The sequence below is a fragment of the Buttiauxella sp. AC038 genome (assembly GCF_979253565.1).
The window spans coordinates 4,753,215-4,774,006 of the sequence record NZ_CEEDCQ010000001.1 but is presented as its reverse complement, the minus strand read 5'-3'; the positions used below and the strand labels follow the sequence as shown (position 1 = coordinate 4,774,006).

Annotated in this window: 20 protein-coding genes and 1 pseudogene; 17 read left to right on the top strand and 4 right to left on the bottom strand. The window is 51.3% G+C overall.

Annotated features, from left to right (window positions below):
- Nucleotides 1-22: 22 nt before the first annotated feature.
- Nucleotides 23-646 (top strand): threonine export protein RhtC, encoded by a 624-nt coding sequence (rhtC, locus tag AC0IXI_RS22555; RefSeq protein WP_471683140.1) that lies wholly within the window; start codon nt 23-25, stop codon nt 644-646.
- Nucleotides 647-781: 135 nt separating this feature from the next.
- On the opposite strand, the gene rhtB is transcribed toward rhtC, so the two are convergent.
- A complete protein-coding gene (rhtB, locus tag AC0IXI_RS22550) occupies nt 782-1,399 on the bottom strand; it encodes a homoserine/homoserine lactone efflux protein (RefSeq protein ID WP_471683139.1) in 618 nt (205 codons plus the stop codon).
- Between the two features lie 79 nt (nt 1,400-1,478).
- Between rhtB and pldB the strand changes: the two genes are divergently transcribed.
- The 3 genes from pldB to AC0IXI_RS22535 all read left to right on the top strand — a co-directional run bounded on the left by pldB (nt 1,479) and on the right by AC0IXI_RS22535 (nt 4,321).
- The gene (gene pldB, locus AC0IXI_RS22545; RefSeq protein WP_064561634.1) at nt 1,479-2,471 is read left to right on the top strand and encodes a lysophospholipase L2; all 993 of its coding nucleotides are present in this window, start codon (nt 1,479-1,481) and stop codon (nt 2,469-2,471) included.
- Between the two features lie 31 nt (nt 2,472-2,502).
- Nucleotides 2,503-3,309 (top strand): sugar/pyridoxal phosphate phosphatase YigL, encoded by an 807-nt coding sequence (gene yigL / locus AC0IXI_RS22540; protein ID WP_471683138.1) that lies wholly within the window; start codon nt 2,503-2,505, stop codon nt 3,307-3,309.
- 112 nt (nt 3,310-3,421) lie between these two features.
- Entirely contained in the window at nt 3,422-4,321 is a 900-nt protein-coding gene (locus AC0IXI_RS22535; RefSeq protein ID WP_064515219.1) for a carboxylate/amino acid/amine transporter, read from the top strand.
- Here AC0IXI_RS22535 and metR read toward each other — a convergent pair.
- Nucleotides 4,209-5,162 (bottom strand): HTH-type transcriptional regulator MetR, encoded by a 954-nt coding sequence (gene metR / locus AC0IXI_RS22530; protein WP_064515221.1) that lies wholly within the window; start codon nt 5,160-5,162, stop codon nt 4,209-4,211. The genes AC0IXI_RS22535 and metR overlap by 113 nt on opposite strands.
- Nucleotides 5,163-5,283: 121 nt before the next feature.
- Here metR and metE point away from each other — a divergent pair, with 121 nt between their 5' ends.
- Nucleotides 5,284-7,545 carry a 5-methyltetrahydropteroyltriglutamate--homocysteine S-methyltransferase gene (metE, locus tag AC0IXI_RS22525; RefSeq protein ID WP_424222483.1) on the top strand — a complete coding sequence of 754 codons (2,262 nt, stop codon included), beginning with the start codon at nt 5,284-5,286 and terminating at the stop codon, nt 7,543-7,545.
- A gap of 43 nt (nt 7,546-7,588) precedes the next feature.
- On the opposite strand, the gene AC0IXI_RS22520 is transcribed toward metE, so the two are convergent.
- Entirely contained in the window at nt 7,589-8,413 is an 825-nt protein-coding gene (locus AC0IXI_RS22520) for a dienelactone hydrolase family protein (RefSeq protein ID WP_424222481.1), read from the bottom strand.
- Nucleotides 8,414-8,683: 270 nt separating this feature from the next.
- Between AC0IXI_RS22520 and udp the strand changes: the two genes are divergently transcribed.
- The 10 genes and pseudogenes from udp to hemB all read left to right on the top strand — a co-directional run bounded on the left by udp (nt 8,684) and on the right by hemB (nt 17,779).
- Complete coding sequence (gene udp, locus AC0IXI_RS22515) at nt 8,684-9,445, top strand: uridine phosphorylase (RefSeq protein WP_034461657.1); 762 nt, start codon at nt 8,684-8,686, stop codon at nt 9,443-9,445.
- A 134-nt stretch (nt 9,446-9,579) separates the two neighbouring features.
- Nucleotides 9,580-10,986 carry a DNA recombination protein RmuC gene (gene rmuC / locus AC0IXI_RS22510; protein WP_471683137.1) on the top strand — a complete coding sequence of 469 codons (1,407 nt, stop codon included), beginning with the start codon at nt 9,580-9,582 and terminating at the stop codon, nt 10,984-10,986.
- A 173-nt stretch (nt 10,987-11,159) separates the two neighbouring features.
- Nucleotides 11,160-11,915, top strand: a complete 756-nt coding sequence (gene ubiE / locus AC0IXI_RS22505; protein ID WP_034492146.1) for a bifunctional demethylmenaquinone methyltransferase/2-methoxy-6-polyprenyl-1,4-benzoquinol methylase UbiE — start codon at nt 11,160-11,162, stop codon at nt 11,913-11,915.
- 13 nt (nt 11,916-11,928) lie between these two features.
- Nucleotides 11,929-12,534: a ubiquinone biosynthesis protein UbiJ gene (ubiJ, locus tag AC0IXI_RS22500; protein WP_413499704.1), complete on the top strand. Its 606-nt coding sequence runs from the start codon at nt 11,929-11,931 to the stop codon at nt 12,532-12,534.
- Nucleotides 12,531-14,170 (top strand): annotated as a pseudogene (gene ubiB, locus AC0IXI_RS22495) (ubiquinone biosynthesis regulatory protein kinase UbiB). Before ubiJ ends, ubiB begins: the two are co-directional and overlap by 4 nt.
- A 139-nt stretch (nt 14,171-14,309) precedes the next feature.
- Nucleotides 14,310-14,570 carry a Sec-independent protein translocase subunit TatA gene (gene tatA / locus AC0IXI_RS22490; protein WP_134187744.1) on the top strand — a complete coding sequence of 87 codons (261 nt, stop codon included), beginning with the start codon at nt 14,310-14,312 and terminating at the stop codon, nt 14,568-14,570.
- Nucleotides 14,571-14,573: 3 nt separating this feature from the next.
- Nucleotides 14,574-15,125 carry a Sec-independent protein translocase protein TatB gene (gene tatB, locus AC0IXI_RS22485; RefSeq protein ID WP_134187742.1) on the top strand — a complete coding sequence of 184 codons (552 nt, stop codon included), beginning with the start codon at nt 14,574-14,576 and terminating at the stop codon, nt 15,123-15,125.
- 2 nt (nt 15,126-15,127) lie between these two features.
- Nucleotides 15,128-15,919 (top strand): Sec-independent protein translocase subunit TatC, encoded by a 792-nt coding sequence (tatC, locus tag AC0IXI_RS22480; protein WP_064515238.1) that lies wholly within the window; start codon nt 15,128-15,130, stop codon nt 15,917-15,919.
- Nucleotides 15,920-15,961: 42 nt separating this feature from the next.
- Complete coding sequence (tatD, locus tag AC0IXI_RS22475; RefSeq protein ID WP_471683136.1) at nt 15,962-16,741, top strand: 3'-5' ssDNA/RNA exonuclease TatD; 780 nt, start codon at nt 15,962-15,964, stop codon at nt 16,739-16,741.
- Nucleotides 16,742-16,756: 15 nt separating this feature from the next.
- A complete protein-coding gene (hemB, locus tag AC0IXI_RS22470; RefSeq protein ID WP_422569791.1) occupies nt 16,757-17,779 on the top strand; it encodes a porphobilinogen synthase in 1,023 nt (340 codons plus the stop codon).
- Nucleotides 17,780-17,820: 41 nt separating this feature from the next.
- Here hemB and rfaH read toward each other — a convergent pair whose 3' ends face one another.
- Entirely contained in the window at nt 17,821-18,309 is a 489-nt protein-coding gene (rfaH, locus tag AC0IXI_RS22465; RefSeq protein WP_064515243.1) for a transcription/translation regulatory transformer protein RfaH, read from the bottom strand.
- 175 nt (nt 18,310-18,484) lie between these two features.
- Between rfaH and ubiD the strand changes: the two genes are divergently transcribed.
- Together ubiD and fre are read left to right on the top strand one after the other, a co-directional pair.
- Nucleotides 18,485-19,978 carry a 4-hydroxy-3-polyprenylbenzoate decarboxylase gene (gene ubiD, locus AC0IXI_RS22460; protein WP_422569796.1) on the top strand — a complete coding sequence of 498 codons (1,494 nt, stop codon included), beginning with the start codon at nt 18,485-18,487 and terminating at the stop codon, nt 19,976-19,978.
- Between the two features lie 47 nt (nt 19,979-20,025).
- Complete coding sequence (fre, locus tag AC0IXI_RS22455; protein WP_064515247.1) at nt 20,026-20,727, top strand: NAD(P)H-flavin reductase; 702 nt, start codon at nt 20,026-20,028, stop codon at nt 20,725-20,727.
- Nucleotides 20,728-20,792 lie beyond the last annotated feature (65 nt).

Sequence of the window (20,792 nt, the reverse complement as noted above, 5' to 3'; positions counted from 1 at the left end):
ATAATCTAGCGAGTTAATTCCTATGTTGATGCTATTTATGACCGTGGCGGTTCTGCATATTGTCGCACTGGTTACGCCTGGTCCGGATTTCTTTTTTGTCTCGCAGACAGCCGTTAGCCGTTCCCGAAAAGAAGCCATGATGGGCGTGCTGGGTATTACCGGCGGCGTGATGGTCTGGTCTGGCGTGGCGCTGCTCGGCCTTAACCTGATCCTCGAAAAAATGGCGTGGCTACACAGCATTATTATGGTCGGCGGTGGCTTGTATCTGTGCTGGATGGGTTATCAGATGCTGCGCAGTGCATTGAAAAAAGAAGCGGTTAAGCCGACTGAAGAGGTCAGTGTTGAGCTGGCTCGCAGTGGACGCAGCTTCCTGAAGGGCCTGTTGACCAATCTCTCGAATCCAAAAGCTATCATTTATTTCGGCAGCGTGTTTTCACTGTTTGTCAGTAATGATGTTGGCAGCGCCGAGCGTTGGGGATTATTCGTCATGATTGCTCTGGAAACCTTCGTCTGGTTTACCGTGGTTGCCAGCTTGTTCGCATTGCCGCAAATGCGCCGGGGTTACCAGCGCCTTGCGAAATGGATTGATGGTGTTGCCGGTGTTTTGTTTGCCGGATTCGGCATCCACCTGATCATCTCCCGATAATCCTTCCTTATAAAGCCAAAATAATTCGAGTTGCAGGTAGGCGGCAAGGGAGCAAATCCCCAGGAGCTTACTTGAGTAAGTGACTGGGGTTTGTGAGTGCAGCCAACACCCCTGCAACTTGAAGTATGACGGATATTACTGGCGTGCTGTAGCAAGCAGTGCGCCAACCAACATAAACAGCGAACCAAATACGCGATTCAACGCTTTCATCTGCTTTGGTCCTTTAATCCAGCCTGCAATACGTGTTGCAAGCCCCGCATAGCCAATCATCACAATAATATCGACCACTACAGTCGTCACACCGAGCACTAAATACTGCAACGCCTGTGGCTGGTGCGGTGAGATAAACTGTGGGAAAAGTGCAGCAAGAAAGACGATGCTTTTTGGGTTCGTCAGGTTCACAAAAATCGCGCGTTTAAACAGACGGCTGCGTGGTTGGGTGGTTGCCAGAGTATTCAAGTCCAGCGCACCCGCGGCACGCCATTGCTGAATACCAAGCCAGACAAGATAAGCGGCACCCGCCCATTTCAAAATTTCAAAAGCCAGCAATGAGTGTGAGAACAGCGCACCCAGGCCAATCCCAACCAGCAAGATATGAATCGCAAGCCCCGTTTGCAGCCCAGCAATCGACGCGGCAGCTCCCCGATAGCCGTGGCTAATGGCGGTGGTCATAGTATTAATTGCCCCGGAACCGGGTGACAGACTCAGAATTATTGTGGTCACGAGATAGGTTAACCACCACTCAACACTCATGTGAAATTCCCTGATCGAACACTTTTATGCCACAATACGCTATTGTTGATGAGCGTGCTACGAATCACAAAAAAGCGATATGACTCAGCATAAAAATGGATGGTCAAACAGGGAAAACGCCTTTGCGGCTTTCACCACCGGTCCACTGATGGACTTCTGGCGGCAGCGCGAAGAGTGTGAATTTTCAGGCGTCGACGAAGTGCCGGTACGCTACGTACGCTTTCGCGCGCAGGATCACGATAGGGTCATTGTCGTTTGCCCAGGGCGTATCGAAAGTTACGTCAAATATGCCGAACTGGCTTATGACCTTTTCCATTGTGGGTTCGATATTTTAATCATCGACCACCGTGGGCAAGGGCGTTCCGGGCGCATGCTTTCGGACTCACATCGCGGTCATGTGGCGAAATTTAGCGACTATGTCGACGACTTTGACCGCTTTTATCAGCACGAAGTCGCCAACGGTCCCTGGAGAAAACGCTACGCGTTAGCGCATTCCATGGGTGGCGCGATAATTACGCTGTGGCTTGAGAAAAACTCACAATGCTTTGATGCAGTTGCACTGTGTGCGCCGATGTTTGGTATTGCCTTGCGCTGGCCTGACTGGATGGTGCGCCATATTCTTGATTGGGCGGAAGGCCATCAGCGTATTCGTGAGGGTTATGCAATCGGAACAGGCCGCTGGCGTGCATTACCATTTAGCGTTAATGTCCTGACCCATAGTCGTGAACGTTACCGCCGCAACCTGCGTTTTTATGCTGATGAGCCAGCATTGCGGTTGGGTGGGCCAACGAATCACTGGGTAAGAGAAGGGATACTCGCAGGAGAACAGGTTTTAGCAGGAGCCACTGCTATCACCACGCCGATTTTTATCCTGCAGGCAGAAGAGGAGCGCGTCGTAGATAACCGAGCGCATGACCAATTCTGTGAGATTCGCGCCGCGGCGGGCCACCCTTGTGAGGGGGAAACACCTTACGTCATAAACGGTGCGTATCATGAGATCCTGTTCGAAAAGGACGATATGCGGACCGAAGCGCTGAATGCCGTCATCGCCTTTTTTGACAGGCATAATTAATCTGAATTTAACACCAGAGGTTCCAAATCCTATGTACCATGTCGTTGCGTCTGACTTAGATGGCACGTTGCTGTCCCCTGATCACACTCTCTCCCCGTATGCTAAAGAAACGCTGAAATTGCTCACCGCTGAAGGTGTTCATTTCGTCTTTGCAACGGGTCGCCACCATATCGACGTGGGGCAAATCCGCGATAACCTCGAAATCAAAGCCTACATGATCACCTCAAACGGTGCGCGTGTGCATGATACTGACGGTAACCTGGTGTTCAGCCACGATCTTGACCATGACATCGCTCAGGATCTGTTTGGTGTGGTGCAAACCAATCAAGATATCGTGACCAACGTCTACCGTGGCGACCAGTGGTTTATGAACCGTCACCGCCCGGAAGAGATGAAATATTTCAAAGAAGCGGTATTCAATTACACCCTGTTTGAACCAGGCTTGCTGGAAGCCGATGGCGTCAGCAAAGTGTTCTTCACCTGTGATTCACATGAAAAACTCCTGCCGCTTGAGCAAGCGTTGCTCGCTCGCTGGGGCGACCGCGTGAATGTGAGTTTCTCCACGCTGACTTGCCTGGAAGTGATGGCGGGCGGCGTATCGAAAGGTCACGCGCTTGAAGCGGTATCCAAAGCGATGGGCTACGGCCTGAAAGACTGCATTTCCTTTGGTGACGGCATGAATGACGCGGAAATGCTTAGCATGGCGGGTAAAGGCTGCATCATGGGCAACGCTCACCAGCGCCTGAAAGACTTACTGGCAGAGCTTGAAGTCATCGGCACCAACGGTGATAACGCGGTGCCGCATTACCTGCGCAAAATGTTCCTCGGCAAAGACTGATTCGTGATAAACGAGTGGTGAACTAATCACCACTCGTCAACCAAATAGTTCAACTTCTGCACATTCCCTTCGCTACAATGAAGCATTAATCTCCCGTAGTAGAGACTTCATCGTGCCGTTACTGATCATCACCACTATTCTGTGGGCCTTCTCTTTTAGCCTGATTGGCGAATACCTTGCCGGGCATGTCGACAGCTACTTTTCAGTGCTGATGCGCGTCGGGCTGGCGGCGATAGTGTTCCTGCCTTTCCTGCGCTTTAAAGGCTACAGCGCGAAAACATTGCTGCTGTATATGCTGGTGGGCGCACTGCAACTCGGCGTGATGTACCTGTTTAGCTTCCAGGCGTATCTCTACCTCACCGTTTCAGAATTCCTGCTGTTTACGGTAATGACGCCGCTTTACGTTACGCTGATTTATGACTTGATCAGCGGCAACAAGCTACGTTGGGGCTACGCATTGAGTGCCGGGCTTGCCGTGGTTGGTGCGGCGATTATTCGCTACGACAAAGTGAGCGATCACTTCTGGATTGGTCTGATGCTGGTTCAGGCGGCAAACATCTGCTTCGCCATCGGTATGGTGGGCTACAAACGGTTGATGGAAACGCGTCCGATGCCGCAACGTTGCGCATTTTCGTGGTTCTACCTCGGGGCGGCAGTCGTGGCTGTAACAGCCTGGTTTGCGTTGGGGAATCCGCACAAACTGCCGACCACTCATCTGCAATGGGGCATTCTGGTGTGGCTTGGTGTGGTGGCTTCCGGGCTGGGCTACTTTATGTGGAACTATGGCGCCACGCAGGTGGATGCGGGCACGCTTGGTATCATGAACAACGTGCATGTTCCGGCGGGGCTGCTGGTTAACCTTGCCATCTGGCAAGAACAGCCTCACTGGCCGAGTTTTATTATTGGTGGGTCGGTGATAATGGCTTCGCTATGGGTACATCGCCATTGGGTCGCTCCGCGTTCTTCACAAACGGCAGATGCTCGCAAGCGTGTGAACGCGTCGAGCGAATAAACGCTTCCGTTACCGGTTGGCGCTGCTCGCCATCGCGCACGGCGGCGTACAACCGGCTCCACAGTCCTTCGCCCAGGGTTTTGGTTACGACCAGACCCTGGCGCTCAACATTTTCCACTACCCAATGTGGCAGCGCAGCAATCCCCATGCGGGCTGACACCATCTGAATCAGCAGCAGCGTGTTATCGACACTTTTCAGCGATGGGCTGACGCCTGCGGGTTGCAGGAAATGGCGCCAGATATCGAGTCGTTGGCGCTGCACCGGGTAAATCAACAACGTTTCGCTGCTCAAATCTTCCGGTTCAATACGCGTTTTGCTTGCCAGCGGGTGATCCGTTGCCAGCACCAGGCGCACTTCATAATCAAACATTGGCGAATAATGCAGACCGCTGCGCGGCAGGATGTCGGACGTTAATACGATATCCAGCTCACTCTGTTGCAGTGCAGGCTGCGGGTCGAACGTCACGCCAGATTTGAAATCCAGATCCACCTGCGGCCAGGTTTTGTGGAAGTTTTCCAGCGCGGGCGTCAGCCACTGAATACAGCTATGGCATTCGATGGCGATGCGAAGCTGGGTCTGGTGCGGTTCGTTGCAAGCCTGCAGCGCACGGCTAATCTGCGGCAACACTTGTTCAGCCAGTTGCAACAGCACCTCGCCCTGAGGCGTAAACCGCAGTGGCTGACTTTTACGGACAAACAGGCGGAAACCCAGGCGCTGCTCCAGATCGCTGAATTGATGGGAGAGGGCCGATTGGGTTTGATGCAACGCGGCAGCCGCAGCGGCTAAAGAGCCGCAATTTCGTAACGCCTGTAGCGTCCGCAGATGTTTAATCTCGATCATGAAAGTCCTTCAATTCGGCATGAGCAAATTGCGCTTGAGGAATATACAGTACCTGTTGATTATAGATGTGTAAACATCTGGACGGCTAAATGCGTCGAATAATGAATATTGAGGAAAGAACATGACGATAAAAAATCACACCCTCGGCTTCCCTCGTGTCGGCCTGCGTCGCGAACTGAAAAAAGCACAAGAAAGTTACTGGGCGGGCAGCTCCACCCAGGAAGAATTACTGGCGGTAGGCCGCGAACTGCGTGCCCGCCACTGGGACCAACAAAAAGAAGCTGGCGTGGAACTGCTGCCAGTGGGCGATTTCGCCTGGTACGATCACGTTCTGACCACCAGCTTACTGCTTGGCAATGTGCCGGCTCGTCATCAGAACGCGGACGGTAGCGTCGATATAGATACCTTGTTCCGTTTAGGCCGTGGCCGCGCGCCAACGGGTACGCCTGCTGCTGCCGCTGAAATGACCAAATGGTTCAACACTAACTACCACTACATGGTGCCGGAGTTCACTAAAGGCCAGCAGTTCAAACTGACCTGGACACAGCTGTTGGATGAAGTAGATGAAGCACTGGCGCTTGGCCACAACGTGAAACCTGTACTGCTTGGGCCAGTGACTTACCTGTGGCTTGGCAAAGTGAAAGGCGAGCCGTTTGACCGCCTGAGCCTGCTGCAAGATATTCTGCCGGTTTACCAGCAGGTGCTGGCGGAACTGGCAAAGCGTGGCATCGAGTGGGTGCAGATCGACGAGCCTGCTCTGGTGCTGGAGTTACCGCAAGAATGGCTCGATGCGTTCAAACCGGCTTACGACGCGCTGGCTGGTAACGTTAAACTGTTGCTGACCACTTATTTTGAAGGCGTGACGCCAAACCTGAACACCATTACGGCGCTGCCGGTTCAGGGTCTGCACGTCGACTTCGTCCATGGTAAAGACGATATCAACGCGCTGCATCAGCAACTGCCCGCCAACTGGCTGTTATCGGCCGGTGTGATTAATGGTCGTAACGTCTGGCGTGCTGATCTGAGCGAAAAATATCAACAATTGCAGGCGATCGTCGGTAAACGTGATCTGTGGGTCGCTTCTTCCTGTTCTCTGCTGCACAGCCCAATCGACCTGAGCGTTGAAACACGTCTTGATGCTGAAGTGAAGAGTTGGTTTGCCTTCGCGCTGCAAAAATGTGCCGAACTGTCTTTGCTGACCGAAGCCCTGAACAGCGGCAATACTGAAAAACTGGTTGAATGGAGTGCGCCAATTCAGGCTCGCCGCCATTCACAGCGTGTCCATAATGCGGCCGTTGGCAAACGTCTGGCGACCATTACGGCGCAAGACAGCCAACGCCAGAGTGACTACGCCGATCGTGCCGTGGCACAGCGCCAGCGCTTTAATCTCCCGGCCTGGCCGACGACGACTATCGGTTCATTCCCGCAAACGACGGAAATTCGTGGCCTGCGCCTGGAGTTCAAAAAAGGTAACCTGGATGCGAATAACTATCGCACCGGTATCGCCGAACATATCAAACAAGCCGTTGCTGAACAGGAACGTCTGGGGCTGGATGTACTGGTGCATGGGGAAGCCGAACGTAACGACATGGTGGAATACTTCGGTGAGCACCTCGACGGTTTCGTGTTTACTCAGAACGGCTGGGTGCAGAGTTACGGTTCTCGCTGCGTGAAGCCACCGGTTGTCATCGGTGATATCAGCCGCCCGGAAGCCATTACTGTGGAATGGGCATCGTTCGCGCAATCCCTGACTGACAAACCGGTAAAAGGCATGCTGACCGGCCCGGTGACGATTCTGTGCTGGTCATTCCCGCGTGAAGACGTGAGCCGTGAAACCATCGCCAAACAAATTGCCCTTGCGCTGCGTGATGAAGTGGCGGATCTCGAAGCGGCAGGCATCGGCATCATTCAGATCGACGAACCCGCACTGCGCGAAGGTTTACCGCTGCGCCGTTCCGACTGGCAGGCGTATCTGGAGTGGGGCGTGGAAGCCTTCCGCCTGAATGCCGCCGTGGTGCGTGATGACACACAAATCCACACGCACATGTGTTACTGCGAGTTCAACGACATCATGGACTCCATTGCCGCGCTGGATGCAGACGTGATCACCATCGAAACCTCGCGTTCCGATATGGACCTGCTGGAGTCATTTAAAGAGTTCGAATATCCGAATGAAATTGGGCCGGGCGTATATGACATTCACTCACCGAACGTACCGAGCGTGGAATGGATTGAAGCATTGCTGAAGAAAGCGGCGGAAAGCGTTCCGGCAGAGCGCTTGTGGGTGAACCCAGACTGCGGCCTGAAAACCCGTGGCTGGCCGGAGACTCGCCAGGCACTGGCGAATATGGTGAAGGCTGCGCAGAATTTGCGTAAAGCTTAATAAAGTAAGAAGTGGGGGAATCTTTCCCCCTTAATTAACTGCATTACTTCTTCGCACTAAAGCGTGCAAACCACGCCAGCATCCGCACCCAGCCATCTTTGGCTGAATCTGCATGATAGCTCGGGCGGTAGTCCGCATTAAAAGCATGTCCTGCTTCCGGGTAAACGATGATTTCTGCGTTGGCATTAGCGGCACGCAACGCATGGCGCATTGTTTCCACAGTATCCTGTGGAATTCCCGTGTCCTGCCCGCCATAAAGCCCAAGCACTGGCGCATTCAAATTGACTGCTATGTCGACTGGGTGATGCGGGGAGTTTAATGTCTTTTCGCCCACTAATTTTCCATACCAGGCCACAGCCGCTTTCAACTGCGGATTGTGTGCGGCATACAGCCACGTTATTCGGCCACCCCAACAAAACCCTGTCATCATCAAACGATGTGCATCACCACCGTTTCTTGCCGCCCAATTAGCGACGTGATCAAGATCCGCGAGCACCTGTGCATCGGGCACTTTTGAAACCAGCTCGCTGAAAAGGGTAGGGATATCGGCATACTCATTGGGATCACCCTGGCGGAAATAGAGCTCTGGCGCGATTGCCAGATACCCTTCCAGCGCCAGGCGGCGACAAACATCACGAATGTGTTCATGCACACCGAAAATTTCCTGCACCACGATTACAATCGGCAGTGGGCCTTCCGCCCCTTTTGGTCTGGCATGGAACGCCGGCATGTTTTCGCCCTGCGTAGGAATTGAGGTTTCCCCTGCATGAATAGCATCATCTGGGGTATGCAATACGGTTGAAGCAAGAGGGGAGGCCGCTGGCGCAAAATGCCCGCCCGGTGATTTACCTATATGTTCTTCTTTCATTGGCATTCTCCTTACCAGAATTAGCGCAGTGCGATAACTATAGCTTTTCCCCGTTATTCTTCGAGTTGCTGGTGGATTGTTTAGTCGCCTTCTTCTCAATATCAGAACTATGTGCGCCACCCATTTAAGTGTGATTTTCATCACTGTTTCAGTTGAAAATAATGTAACTTGTTTGATTCAAAGTGAAATGCGTCACGAAATTCTTTGCGAGGGTTCTGTACAGTACCCCCATTGCAATGTAAGCCAACCTATTCAATGCAGGAGTCTGTTATGTCCAAGTCTGATGTTTTTCACCTCGGCCTCACTAAAAGCGATCTGCAAGGGGCAACACTTGCCATCGTCCCGGGCGATCCTGAGCGAGTTGAAAAAATCGCTGTGCTGATGGATAAGCCGGTCAAATTGGCTGCCCACCGTGAATTTACTACCTGGCGTGCTGAGTTAGACGGCAAGCCAGTTATCGTCTGTTCCACCGGTATTGGTGGTCCATCAACCTCTATCGCGGTGGAAGAACTGGCACAGCTGGGGATTCGTACTTTCCTGCGTATCGGGACTACCGGTGCAATTCAGCCACATATCAATGTTGGTGATGTTCTGGTGACAACTGCTTCTGTGCGCCTTGACGGTGCCAGCTTGCACTTTGCTCCAATGGAATACCCGGCGGTTGCTGATTTTGCATGTACCACTGCACTGGTTGAAGCCGCGAAATCTATCGGCGCAACGACTCACATTGGTGTAACGGCGTCTTCAGATACCTTCTATCCTGGCCAGGAGCGTTACGACACCTTCTCAGGTCGTGTAGTGAATCGCTACAAAGGCTCTATGGAAGAGTGGCAGCAGATGGGCGTGATGAACTACGAGATGGAATCAGCAACACTTCTGACCATGTGTGCAAGCCAGGGCCTGCGTGCGGGTATGGTTGCGGGTGTGATTGTGAACCGTACTCAGCAAGAGATCCCGAACGCTGAGACCATGAAGAAAACGGAAAGCCATGCGGTGAAAATCGTCGTGGAAGCAGCTCGCCGCCTGATCTAGTCCCCCAAAGCCGGTGCAAGCCGGCTTAATTTTTACGCTTTGCGTAACGTCTCGCAGTAAACTCCTTTTCATCTGGACATTTATACAGCACAATTTTATTTTGCTGGTGTCTGGCATGGCTTGTTGGAGTGACTGTGGATATTTCTATTTTATTCGGGCTCGGTATTGCGCTGGTTGGGGTTCTGACTGGTTGGTTGCTGGCAAGTTTGCGGGCGGCCGGGCGGCAATCCGCACTGCATGAAGAACAAAGAGAAATCTACGGCGAACTGACTGCTGCACGGCAGGAGTTACAGCAAAACCAGCACTGGAAAGAAGAATGCGAGCAACTCAACCGCGAGTTGCGCACTCAGCTTGAAATTAACAGTGCCCAAGAAGCGGATATCCGCGAACTCTCCACGCTGCTTGAACAAACTCGTCTTAATGCTGATGACAAACATCGCCAGATGCTCAACAGCGAACAGCGCCTGAGTGAACAGTTTGAAAACCTCGCTAACCGCATCTTTGAACACAGTGGCCGTAAAGTTGAAGAACAAAACCGCCAAAGCTTGAATGGGTTGCTTTCACCACTGCGCGAACAACTGGATGGTTTCCGCCGCCAGGTTCAGGAAAGCTTTGGGCAGGAAGCTCGCGAACGCCACACGCTAACCCACGAAATTCGTAACCTTCAGCAATTGAATGCGCAAATGGCGCAAGAGGCGCTCAATCTCACCAAAGCCCTGAAAGGGGATAATAAAACCCAGGGTAACTGGGGTGAGGTTGTGTTGACGCGGGTGCTGGAGGCGTCTGGCTTACGCGAAGGGTATGAATACGAAACTCAGGTAAACATTCAGCTAGAAAATAATAGCCGCATGCAGCCGGATGTCATTGTGCGCCTCCCACAAGGCAAAGATGTGGTTATCGACGCCAAAATGACGCTGGTGGCCTATGAGCGTTACTACAACGGTGACGGCGACGTAACTCGTGAAATTGCCCTCAACGAGCATATTGCAGCGGTGCGTAACCACATTCGCATGCTGGGCCGTAAAGACTATCAGCAGTTGCCTGGGCTGCGGTCGCTGGATTATGTGCTGATGTTTATCCCGGTTGAGCCCGCATTTTTACTGGCGATCGACCGCCAGCCTGAATTGATCAGCGAAGCGCTCAGAAATAACATTATGCTCGTTAGCCCAACCACATTATTGGTGGCATTAAGAACGGTTGCCAATTTGTGGCGTTATGAGCACCAGAGCCGGAATGCGCAACAAATTGCCGAACGTGCCAGCCGACTCTATGACAAAATGCGCCTCTTTGTTGATGACATGTCGGCGATTGGTCAAAGCCTCGATAAAGCCCAGGATAATTACCGCCAGGCGATGAAAAAACTCTCTTCCGGGCGCGGCAATATTCTCATCCAGGCAGATGCATTTCGTGGTCTGGGCGTTGAGGTTAAACGTGAGATTAATCCTGATTTAGTCGAACAGGCCAGACTTGAAGAAGGCGATAATATCGAGCGCCATGAGCATGAAAACGACGAAGAGAAGAATATGGAAAACAGTTTGTAGCAAGAATAACTCGAGTTGCAGGTAGGCGGCAAAGGAACAAATCCCCAGGAGCTTACTAAAGTAAGTGACTGGGGTTTGTGAGTGCAGCCAACACCCCTGCAGCTTGAAGCATAGGGCTTTAGGGCTCATTCTGTTACACTTCACGAACATTTTTTGGATAAGCAGGCATTGAGATGGTTGAAGAATCCCAGGAAACAACACACTTTGGCTTTCGCACTGTAGCGAAGGAACAGAAGGCCGATATGGTCGCTAATGTGTTCCACTCTGTGGCCGCAAAATACGACGTAATGAATGACTTAATGTCATTTGGCATCCATCGTATATGGAAGCGTTTCACCATTGATTGCAGTGGTGTTCGTCGTGGTCAGCGCGTACTGGACTTAGCAGGCGGAACCGGTGATTTAACCGCTAAGTTCTCCCGTCTGGTAGGTGAAACAGGCGAAGTGGTTCTGGCTGATATCAATGACTCAATGCTGAAAATGGGGCGCGAAAAACTGCGCAACATCGGTGTGGTTGGCAACGTGAACTATGTTCAGGCTAACGCTGAAGCCCTGCCATTCCCGGATAATTTCTTTGACTGCATCACCATCTCTTTTGGCCTGCGAAATGTGACAGACAAAGAGAAAGCGCTGCGTTCAATGTATCGCGTATTAAAACCAGGTGGCCGCCTGTTGGTTCTGGAATTCTCTAAACCGATTATTGAACCACTGAGCAAAGCTTATGATGCGTACTCCTTCCACATTTTGCCGCGAATCGGTGAAATTGTTGCGCAGGATGCGGAAAGTTACCGTTATCTGGCTGAGTCTATTCGCATGCATCCTGATCAAGAAACATTGAAAGCGATGATGGAAGATGCGGGCTTTGAAAATACCACCTATTTCAACCTGACCGCTGGCGTAGTTGCTCTGCACCGTGGTTATAAATTCTGACAGGGAACTCGTGATGCCTTTTACACCGCTAATGACTGCCGGAATTGAAAATATTCTCAATACTTTTCTCTGGCGCGATCGGGGACTGAAAGCGGCACGTCAGCGCTTAGTGGGTAAGGTGTTACGCGTTGAGCTCAAAGAGTTCTCTTCGCCAATTGTTCTGGTCTTTAGCGAACAGCAAATTGATGTACTGGGTCAGTGGGAAGATGAAGCTGATTGCAAGGTGCTAACCGGGCTTGGCACCTTGCCTAAACTACGTGACAGGCAGCAGCTTACTGCGCTGATTCGCAGCGGTGAATTAGAGGTTCAAGGCGATCTTCAGGTTGTCCAGAATTGGGTTTCTCTGATGGATCTTGCCGAGTTCGATCCTGCTGAATTATTAGCACCTTACATCGGTGATATTGCCGCCGAAGGTATCAGTAAAGTTATCCGTGGTGGCGGTAAGTTATTCAAGAAAGGATTTACTCGTAACCAGCAATACCTGTCAGAAGCCATTACGGAAGAGTGGAAGATGGCACCGGGATCGCTTGAGGTTGCATGGTTTGCTGAGGAAACGGCAGCAGTCGAACGAAATGTTGACGCACTCATCGCGCGACTGAACAAACTGGAGAACAAATGACGCCTGGAGAAATTCGTCGCCTCTATTTCATTGTCCGCACTTTTCTTAGTTATGGTCTGGATGAACTGATCCCTCGTATCCGCATTACGCTGCCATTACGTATCTGGCGGCGTACGCTTTTCTGGATGCCAAACCGCCATAAAGAAAAGCCTCTGGGTGAGCGTTTGCGTCTGGCTTTACAAGAGCTTGGCCCGGTATGGATCAAGTTTGGGCAGATGCTTTCTACACGTCGTGACTTGTTCCCGCCGCAAATTGCCGATCAACTGGCGATGTTGCAGGACCGCGTTGCACCATTTGACGGGGCGCTGGCAAAAAAACAAATCGAACAAGCGATGGGAGGGCTTCCTGTAGAAGCCTGGTTTGACGATTTTGAAATCAAGCCGCTTGCGTCAGCTTCCATTGCCCAGGTACATACCGCTCGCCTGAAAGAAAATGGGCGAGAAGTGGTTATCAAAGTCATTCGCCCGGACATTTTGCCAATCATCAAAGCGGATATGAAACTCATCTATCGTCTCGCGCGATGGGTACCACGTCTGATGCCTGATGGTCGCCGTTTGCGCCCGCTTGAAGTTGTGCGCGAATATGAGAAGACCTTAATTGATGAGCTAAATCTGCTGCGCGAATCGGCAAACGCCATTCAGTTACGCCGCAATTTTGAAGGTAGCTCGATGCTGTATGTGCCGGAAGTGTTCTCTGACTATTGCAGCCAGGACATGATGGTGATGGAGCGTATTTACGGTATTCCCGTTTCTGATATTGCGATGCTGCATAAACAGGGCACCAACATGAAACTGTTGGCAGAGCGTGGCGTGCAGGTCTTCTTCACTCAGGTTTTCCGCGACAGCTTCTTCCATGCCGATATGCACCCAGGCAATATTTTCGTCAGCTATGAACACCCTGAAGACCCGCAATACATTGGTATCGACTGCGGTATTGTGGGTTCACTCAATAAAGAAGATAAACGCTATCTTGCTGAGAACTTTATCGCCTTCTTTAACCGAGATTACCGCAAAGTTGCTGAATTGCATGTGGATTCAGGCTGGGTACCACCAGACACGAATGTTGAAGACTTCGAGTTTGCCATTCGTACCGTTTGCGAGCCAATCTTTGAAAAGCCATTAGCGGAAATTTCCTTTGGCCATGTGTTGCTGAACCTGTTCAATACGGCACGTCGCTTTAATATGGAAGTGCAGCCGCAGCTTGTTTTATTGCAAAAGACGCTACTTTACGTTGAAGGGCTTGGTAGGCAGCTTTATCCGCAACTTGATTTGTGGAAAACCGCCAAACCTTTCCTGGAAGATTGGATCAAAGATCAGGTGGGTATTCCTGCGCTTATTCGTTCTTTCAAAGAAAAAGCGCCGTTCTGGATTGAAAAAATGCCAGAACTGCCGGAACTGATGTACGACAGTTTGCGCCAGGGTAAACAATTGCAACACAGCGTTGATAAAATAACGCGTGATTTGCAACGCAACCAGGTGCGCCAGGCGCAATCGCGCTATCTGTTTGGTATTGGCGCTACGCTGATGCTAAGTGGGACTTTATTGTTGATTAACAAACCAGAATGGGAATTTATGCCCGCCTGGTTGATGGCCGGGGGGTTGTGACCTGGTTGATTGGCTGGCGGCGCTCAGCCTGAGTTGTTTTTAATCGTTTTTAGCGGACAACGTGCGGTACAATACAGACCGTTATCTGTACCCAATAGATTTCAGGATGCATGAACATCTGCAACTTGAAAGAGGTTGGGTATATTCATCACTGTGATTTGAGGCAACATTATGGGTGGTATCAGTATTTGGCAATTGTTGATCATTGCCGTTATCGTCGTTCTGCTGTTTGGTACCAAGAAACTGGGTTCTATCGGTTCTGATTTGGGCGCATCCATCAAAGGCTTTAAAAAAGCGATGGGTGACGATGAAGATAAAGAGAAAGATAAATCCGTTCAGGATGCTGATTTCACGGCGAAAACACTCGCTGATAAGCAACCTGGCGAAGTGAAGAAAGAAGAAGCTAAGAGCAACGATAAAGAGCAGGTGTAAACCGTGTTCGATATTGGTTTCAGTGAGTTGCTACTGGTATTCGTGATTGGCCTGATTGTTCTCGGGCCACAACGTTTGCCTGTGGCAGTTAAAACGGTTGTCGGTTGGGTTCGTGCTTTGCGCTCGCTCGCGGCAACTGTGCAAAATGAACTGGTTCAGGAACTGAAAATCCAGGAGCTGCAGGACAGCCTCAAGAAGGTTGAAAAAGCGAGCATGGATAATCTCACTCCAGAGCTTAAGGCATCAATGGATGAGCTGCGTCAGGCTGCAGAGTCAATGAAACGCTCGTACACTCAGGAACCTGAAAAAGGGAGTGATGAGGCTCATACCATCCATAACCCATTGATAAAAGATGCCGAAGATAGCCACGACGGCGTGACTCCAGCCACTGCTGCACACCAAGCCAGTGCGCCCGATCAGGCTCCAGCCGTTGAGCCTGAGACAGTTCCTGCACCTGCGGCAGTTTCTGACGAGTTAATCCAGCCTCAGATTAAACCCGTGGCAGAACCAGTCAAAATACCAGCGTCTTCTCAACCTTCGAGTGATAAACAGTAAACATGGCCGTAGAAGATACCCAACCGCTTATCAGCCATCTGATAGAGCTGCGCAAGCGACTGTTAAATAGCATTATCGCTGTGCTGGTGATTTTCCTGGCACTGGTTTACTTTGCCAACGACATTTACCAAATCGTCTCCGCACCGCTAATCAGTAAGATGCCGGTAGGCTCAACGATGATTGCTACCGATGTCGCATCACCATTTTTTGCGCCAATTAAGCTGACGATTTATGTCTCAGTGTTCCTGTCAGCGCCGGTCATTCTTTATCAAATCTGGGCGTTTATTGCGCCTGCGCTTTATAAACATGAGCGCAAACTGGTTATGCCGCTGCTGTTCTCCAGCACAATGCTTTTTTATATCGGCATCGCTTTTGCCTATTTCGTGGTGTTCCCTTTAGCGTTTGGTTTCCTGACGAAAACCGCGCCAATAGGGGTCGTGATGTCTACAGACATAACGAAATACCTCGATTTTGTCATGGCCTTGTTTATGGCATTTGGCGTGGCCTTTGAAGTCCCCGTAGCCATTATTCTTCTGTGCTGGATGGGCGTAACTACCCCTGAAGCGCTAAAGAAAAAGCGCCCATATATTCTGGTTGGTGCATTTGTTGTCGGCATGTTGTTGACTCCGCCGGATGTATTCTCGCAAACACTGCTGGCGATACCGATGTACTGCCTGTTTGAAGTCGGCGTGTTCTTCTCCCGTTTCTATGTCGGTAAAGGGCGTAGAAGAGGCGAGGAAGACCCGGAAGATGCTCCAGAAGCAGAAGACCAACACTCTAATAAAGAGTCATAATTTCAGGCCGCCCATCAGGGCGGTCGTCGTTTGGAAGGCGCTATGTTTGATATTGGTGTAAATCTTACCAGCTCACAGTTTGCGAAAGACCATGCAGAAGTTGTCGCTCGCGCGCATTCAGCGGGAGTCAGCGGCATGTTGCTGACAGGCACGAATCTGCATGAAAGCGAGCAAGCTTTGTTACTGGCGCAACAGTATCAAGGGTGCTGGTCTACGGCTGGCGTTCACCCTCATGATGCTAGCCAGTGGCAAGACGAAACAGCAGAGGCTATTCGCAAACTTGCTGGTGCTTCTGAAGTGGTCGCAATCGGCGAGTGCGGCCTGGACTTCAACCGTAATTTCTCAACACCAGCTGAACAAGAGCGTGCTTTTACCGCACAACTGGCCCTTGCGGCTGACCTGATGATGCCGGTATTTTTACACTGCCGTGAGGCTCACGAACGCTTTATTGCTCTGCTCGACCCTTGGCTCGATAAGTTGCCAGGTGTGGTGCTGCACTGCTTTACCGGTACAGAAAATGAAGCGCGTGAGTGTCTGGCTCGTGGGATTTTTATTGGCGTAACCGGTTGGGTATGCGATGAGCGGCGTGGCCTTGAATTACGTGAATTGCTACCGGTGATCCCCGTGCATCAACTGCTGTTGGAAACCGATGCCCCTTATTTGTTACCGCGGGATTTAAAACCAAAACCTGCTTCCCGCCGGAACGAACCCTGCTACTTGCCGCATATCCTGAACAAGGTGGCTGAATGGCGTGGAGAAGATCCCGCCTGGCTTGCGCAAGTAACAGATGAAAATGCCCGCCGTCTTTTCCGGTTGGCTTAAATCAGGAGAAAGTAAATGAGCTATGCATTTCCCGGTACGTTTCCTGGCCGCCGTATGCGCCGCGTCCGTCGTCACGATTTCAGCCGCCGTCTTGTGGCGGAGAATCAACTAACGGTTAACGACCTTATCTATCCTGTGTTTGTGATGGAAGGTCAGAACCGTCAGGAAGAAGTGTCGTCGATGCCGGGTGTTTACCGCATGACTGTCGATTTGCTGCTCAAAGAAGCGGAAGCTGTTGCAAAGCTGGGTGTGCCGGTGTTGTCCCTGTTCCCGGTTATCGAGAGCGCAGGAAAATCACTGCATGCTGAAGAAGCTTATAATCCGAATGGCCTGGTTCAGCGTGCGGTTCGTGCACTGAAAGATGCCGTGCCGGAACTGGGTCTGCTGACCGACGTGGCGCTTGATCCATACACCACTCACGGTCAGGACGGCGTGATTGATGCAGACGGTTACGTTATCAACGACATTACGCGTGAAATTCTGGTGCGTCAGGCGCTGTCTCATGCAGAAGCCGGGGCTGAAATCATCGCGCCAAGCGACATGATGGATGGCCGTATCGGGGCGATTCGCGACCAGCTTGAGCTTGATGGTTTCGTGAACACCCAGATTATGTCTTATGCCGCGAAATACGCCTCTTGCTATTACGGGCCGTTCCGTGACGCAATTGGTTCATCCGGCAACCTGAAGGGCGGCAATAAAAAGACCTATCAGATGGACCCGGCCAATAGCGACGAAGCATTGCAGGAAGTCGCTCAGGATCTGCAAGAAGGTGCTGATATGGTGATGGTGAAACCAGGTATGCCATATCTGGATGTGGTTCGCCGTGTGAAAGATACCTTTGGCGTGCCGACTTTTGCCTACCAGGTTTCTGGTGAATATGCGATGCATATGGCGGCTATCCAGAATGGATGGCTGGCAGAAAAACCTGCCGTCATGGAGTCGTTACTGTGCTTTAAACGCGCGGGTGCTGATGGTGTGCTGACGTACTTCTCGAAGCGTGTTGCGCAGTGGCTGCATGACGAACAAATGCAGCGCTAGAGGCAACATCAAAATGAAAGGCCAGCAATCGCTGGCCTTTTTTATGTCTTTTTGAAATCGGTGTTTCTCACACTCTGCATCACTTGTTTATTCAACAAGTTGAGCAGCAGCATAGAGCGGGCTTCTCCGTCCGGTTCGCTAAAAATCGCCTCCAGACCTTCGAATGCCCCTTCGGTTATCACCACGCGATCGCCTTCGTACGGCGTATCCGGGTCAAGTACGTTCTCTGGAGTGTGACTGATGAGCTGCTCAATCACATCACTCGGTACAGTAGCCGGCAGGCTGCCGAAACGCACGAAATGGCTGACGCCGCGCGTGGAGTTTATGGTTGTGGTATGAATATTTTCAGGGTCAAACCGGACAAACATATAGTTTGGGAACAATGGTTCATCGACCGCAGTGCGTTTGCCTCGAACGATCTTTTCAATTTTGATCATCGGGGTAAGGCAATTCACTTCCTGACGCTCGAGATGTTCTTGCGCCCGTAGTAATTGACCTCGTTTGCAGTACAACAAATACCAGGATTCCATAGTGTCTCTTTTCCTCATTAACTGAGGAAGAATAGCAAAAGGCCGTTATCAGGGATAGACGGCTCAGGTATAACCAATCACTGATTGGTCATCAGATAAGCATTTACGCGTTATTAACAAAAATACAGCATGCTGTGCATGAAGCCCGTATAATGACCGCCAAATCCTGACTACGATTAATTGCATGAAATACCACGACCTACGCGACTTTCTGGAACTACTCGAACAACGCGGTGAGCTAAAGCGTATCGCAATGCCAGTCGATCCGTACCTGGAAATGACTGAAATTGCCGATCGTACTTTGCGCGCCAATGGCCCTGCGCTGCTATTTGAGAACCCTAAAGGGTACGACATGCCAGTGCTGTGCAACCTGTTTGGCACGCCAAAACGTGTCGCGATGGGGATGGGGCAGGAAGATGTGTCGGCGCTGCGCGAAGTGGGTAAGTTATTGGCCTTCCTGAAAGAGCCGGAGCCACCGAAAGGTTTCCGCGACTTGTTCGATAAGCTGCCACAGTTTAAACAAGTCCTGAATATGCCAACTAAGCGACTGCGTAATGCCCCTTGTCAGGAGCAAATCTTTGAAGGGAATGAAGTCGATTTATCCCGCATCCCTATCATGCAATGCTGGCCGGAAGATGCTGCACCGCTGATTACCTGGGGTTTGACGGTAACGCGTGGGCCGCATAAAGAGCGCCAGAATCTGGGTATTTATCGCCAGCAGCTGATTGGTAAAAACAAACTGATCATGCGTTGGCTGTCGCACCGTGGCGGCGCACTGGATTTCCAGGAGTGGTGTGCAGAACATCCGGGCGAACGTTTCCCGGTTTCAGTTGCTTTAGGCGCTGACCCTGCCACTATTCTTGGCGCGGTAACGCCGGTGCCTGATACGCTTTCCGAGTATGCGTTTGCTGGTTTGCTGCGCGGCACAAAAACCGAAGTCGTGAAATGTATTTCAAACGATCTCGAAGTACCTGCCACTGCGGAAATTGTGCTGGAAGGGTATATCGAGCCAGGCGAAATGGCACCGGAAGGGCCATATGGTGACCACACGGGTTACTATAATGAAGTCGATGACTTCCCGGTATTTACCGTTACTCATATTACCCAGCGGCAGAATGCGATTTATCACTCAACTTATACCGGACGTCCACCGGATGAACCTGCGGTTCTGGGTGTGGCACTTAACGAAGTGTTTGTGCCGATTTTGCAGAAACAATTCCCGGAAATTGTCGATTTTTATCTGCCGCCGGAAGGCTGCTCTTATCGCCTTGCGGTTGTCACCATCAAGAAGCAATACGCTGGCCACGCGAAGCGCGTGATGATGGGAGTCTGGTCTTTCCTGCGACAGTTTATGTACACCAAGTTTGTCATCGTTTGTGATGATGATGTCAACGCGCGTGACTGGAACGATGTAATTTGGGCCATCACCACGCGTATGGACCCGGCGCGTGATACCGTACTGGTAGAAAACACGCCAATTGATTACCTGGATTTTGCCTCGCCGGTTTCCGGTCTTGGTTCAAAAATGGGACTGGATGCCACCAATAAATGGCCTGGGGAAACCCAACGTGAATGGGGTCGTCCTATTAAGAAAGATGCAGAAGTATGTGCGCGTATCGATGCAATCTGGGATGAGCTGGCTATTTTCGACGACAGTAAAAACGCCTGAGTGGCGGATTTTACGGTTTTGCATTATTGACCCGACAGAGGGGAAGCATGACAACCTTAAGCTGTAAAGTGACCTCGGTAGAAGCGATAACCGACACGGTATATCGCGTTCGATTACTGCCGGAAGCGAAGTTCTCCTTTCAGGCCGGGCAGTATTTGATGGTGGTGATGGATGAGCGCGACAAACGCCCGTTCTCCATGGCATCCACACCGAGCGAGCATGAATTTATCGAGCTGCACATTGGTGCATCAGAGATTAATCTTTACGCCATGGCCGTGATGGACCGCATTCTGAAAGAAAAAGAGATCGTTGTTGATATTCCTCATGGCGATGCCTGGTTGCGCGATGATGAAGATCGTCCGCTGATTCTGATTGCAGGCGGTACTGGCTTCTCATATGTGCGTTCAATTTTGCTGACCGCGCTGGCGCGTAATCCACAACGTGAAATCGCGATTTACTGGGGCGGCCGTGAGGATAAACATCTTTATGATCTGTCTGAGCTGGAAGCGCTGTCCGTGGTTCACCCAAATCTGCGTGTTGAAGCGGTGGTTGAACAACCTGAAGCAGGTTGGCGTGGGCGTACTGGCACTGTGCTGACTGCGGTGATGCAGGATTACGGAACGCTTGCCGGGCACGATATCTATATCGCCGGGCGTTTTGAGATGGCGAAAATTGCCCGCGACTTGTTCTGCAATGAACGTAGTGCGCAGGTTGATCGCATGTTTGGTGATGCGTTCTCGTTTATCTGAGAATCAGTCTACTGACAGACAGGCCACCGCATAGTCGGTGGCTTTTGTTTGTGGGCGACAGAAAT

What these genes read in the sequence shown, in the direction of transcription:
- ubiE (WP_034492146.1), top strand. Translation starts at nt 11,160, where the DNA reads ATGGTTGAAGAATCCCAGGAAACAACACACTTTGGCTTTCGCACTGTA.
- tatA (WP_134187744.1), top strand. Translation starts at nt 14,310, where the DNA reads ATGGGTGGTATCAGTATTTGGCAATTGTTGATCATTGCCGTTATCGTC.
- tatD (WP_471683136.1), top strand. Translation starts at nt 15,962, where the DNA reads ATGTTTGATATTGGTGTAAATCTTACCAGCTCACAGTTTGCGAAAGAC.
- tatC (WP_064515238.1), top strand. Translation starts at nt 15,128, where the DNA reads ATGGCCGTAGAAGATACCCAACCGCTTATCAGCCATCTGATAGAGCTG.
- rhtB (WP_471683139.1), bottom strand. Translation starts at nt 1,399, where the DNA reads ATGAGTGTTGAGTGGTGGTTAACCTATCTCGTGACCACAATAATTCTG.
- hemB (WP_422569791.1), top strand. Translation starts at nt 16,757, where the DNA reads ATGAGCTATGCATTTCCCGGTACGTTTCCTGGCCGCCGTATGCGCCGC.
- fre (WP_064515247.1), top strand. Translation starts at nt 20,026, where the DNA reads ATGACAACCTTAAGCTGTAAAGTGACCTCGGTAGAAGCGATAACCGAC.
- pldB (WP_064561634.1), top strand. Translation starts at nt 1,479, where the DNA reads ATGACTCAGCATAAAAATGGATGGTCAAACAGGGAAAACGCCTTTGCG.
- ubiJ (WP_413499704.1), top strand. Translation starts at nt 11,929, where the DNA reads ATGCCTTTTACACCGCTAATGACTGCCGGAATTGAAAATATTCTCAAT.
- metE (WP_424222483.1), top strand. Translation starts at nt 5,284, where the DNA reads ATGACGATAAAAAATCACACCCTCGGCTTCCCTCGTGTCGGCCTGCGT.
- yigL (WP_471683138.1), top strand. Translation starts at nt 2,503, where the DNA reads ATGTACCATGTCGTTGCGTCTGACTTAGATGGCACGTTGCTGTCCCCT.
- rhtC (WP_471683140.1), top strand. Translation starts at nt 23, where the DNA reads ATGTTGATGCTATTTATGACCGTGGCGGTTCTGCATATTGTCGCACTG.
- metR (WP_064515221.1), bottom strand. Translation starts at nt 5,162, where the DNA reads ATGATCGAGATTAAACATCTGCGGACGCTACAGGCGTTACGAAATTGC.
- udp (WP_034461657.1), top strand. Translation starts at nt 8,684, where the DNA reads ATGTCCAAGTCTGATGTTTTTCACCTCGGCCTCACTAAAAGCGATCTG.
- rfaH (WP_064515243.1), bottom strand. Translation starts at nt 18,309, where the DNA reads ATGGAATCCTGGTATTTGTTGTACTGCAAACGAGGTCAATTACTACGG.
- AC0IXI_RS22520 (WP_424222481.1), bottom strand. Translation starts at nt 8,413, where the DNA reads ATGAAAGAAGAACATATAGGTAAATCACCGGGCGGGCATTTTGCGCCA.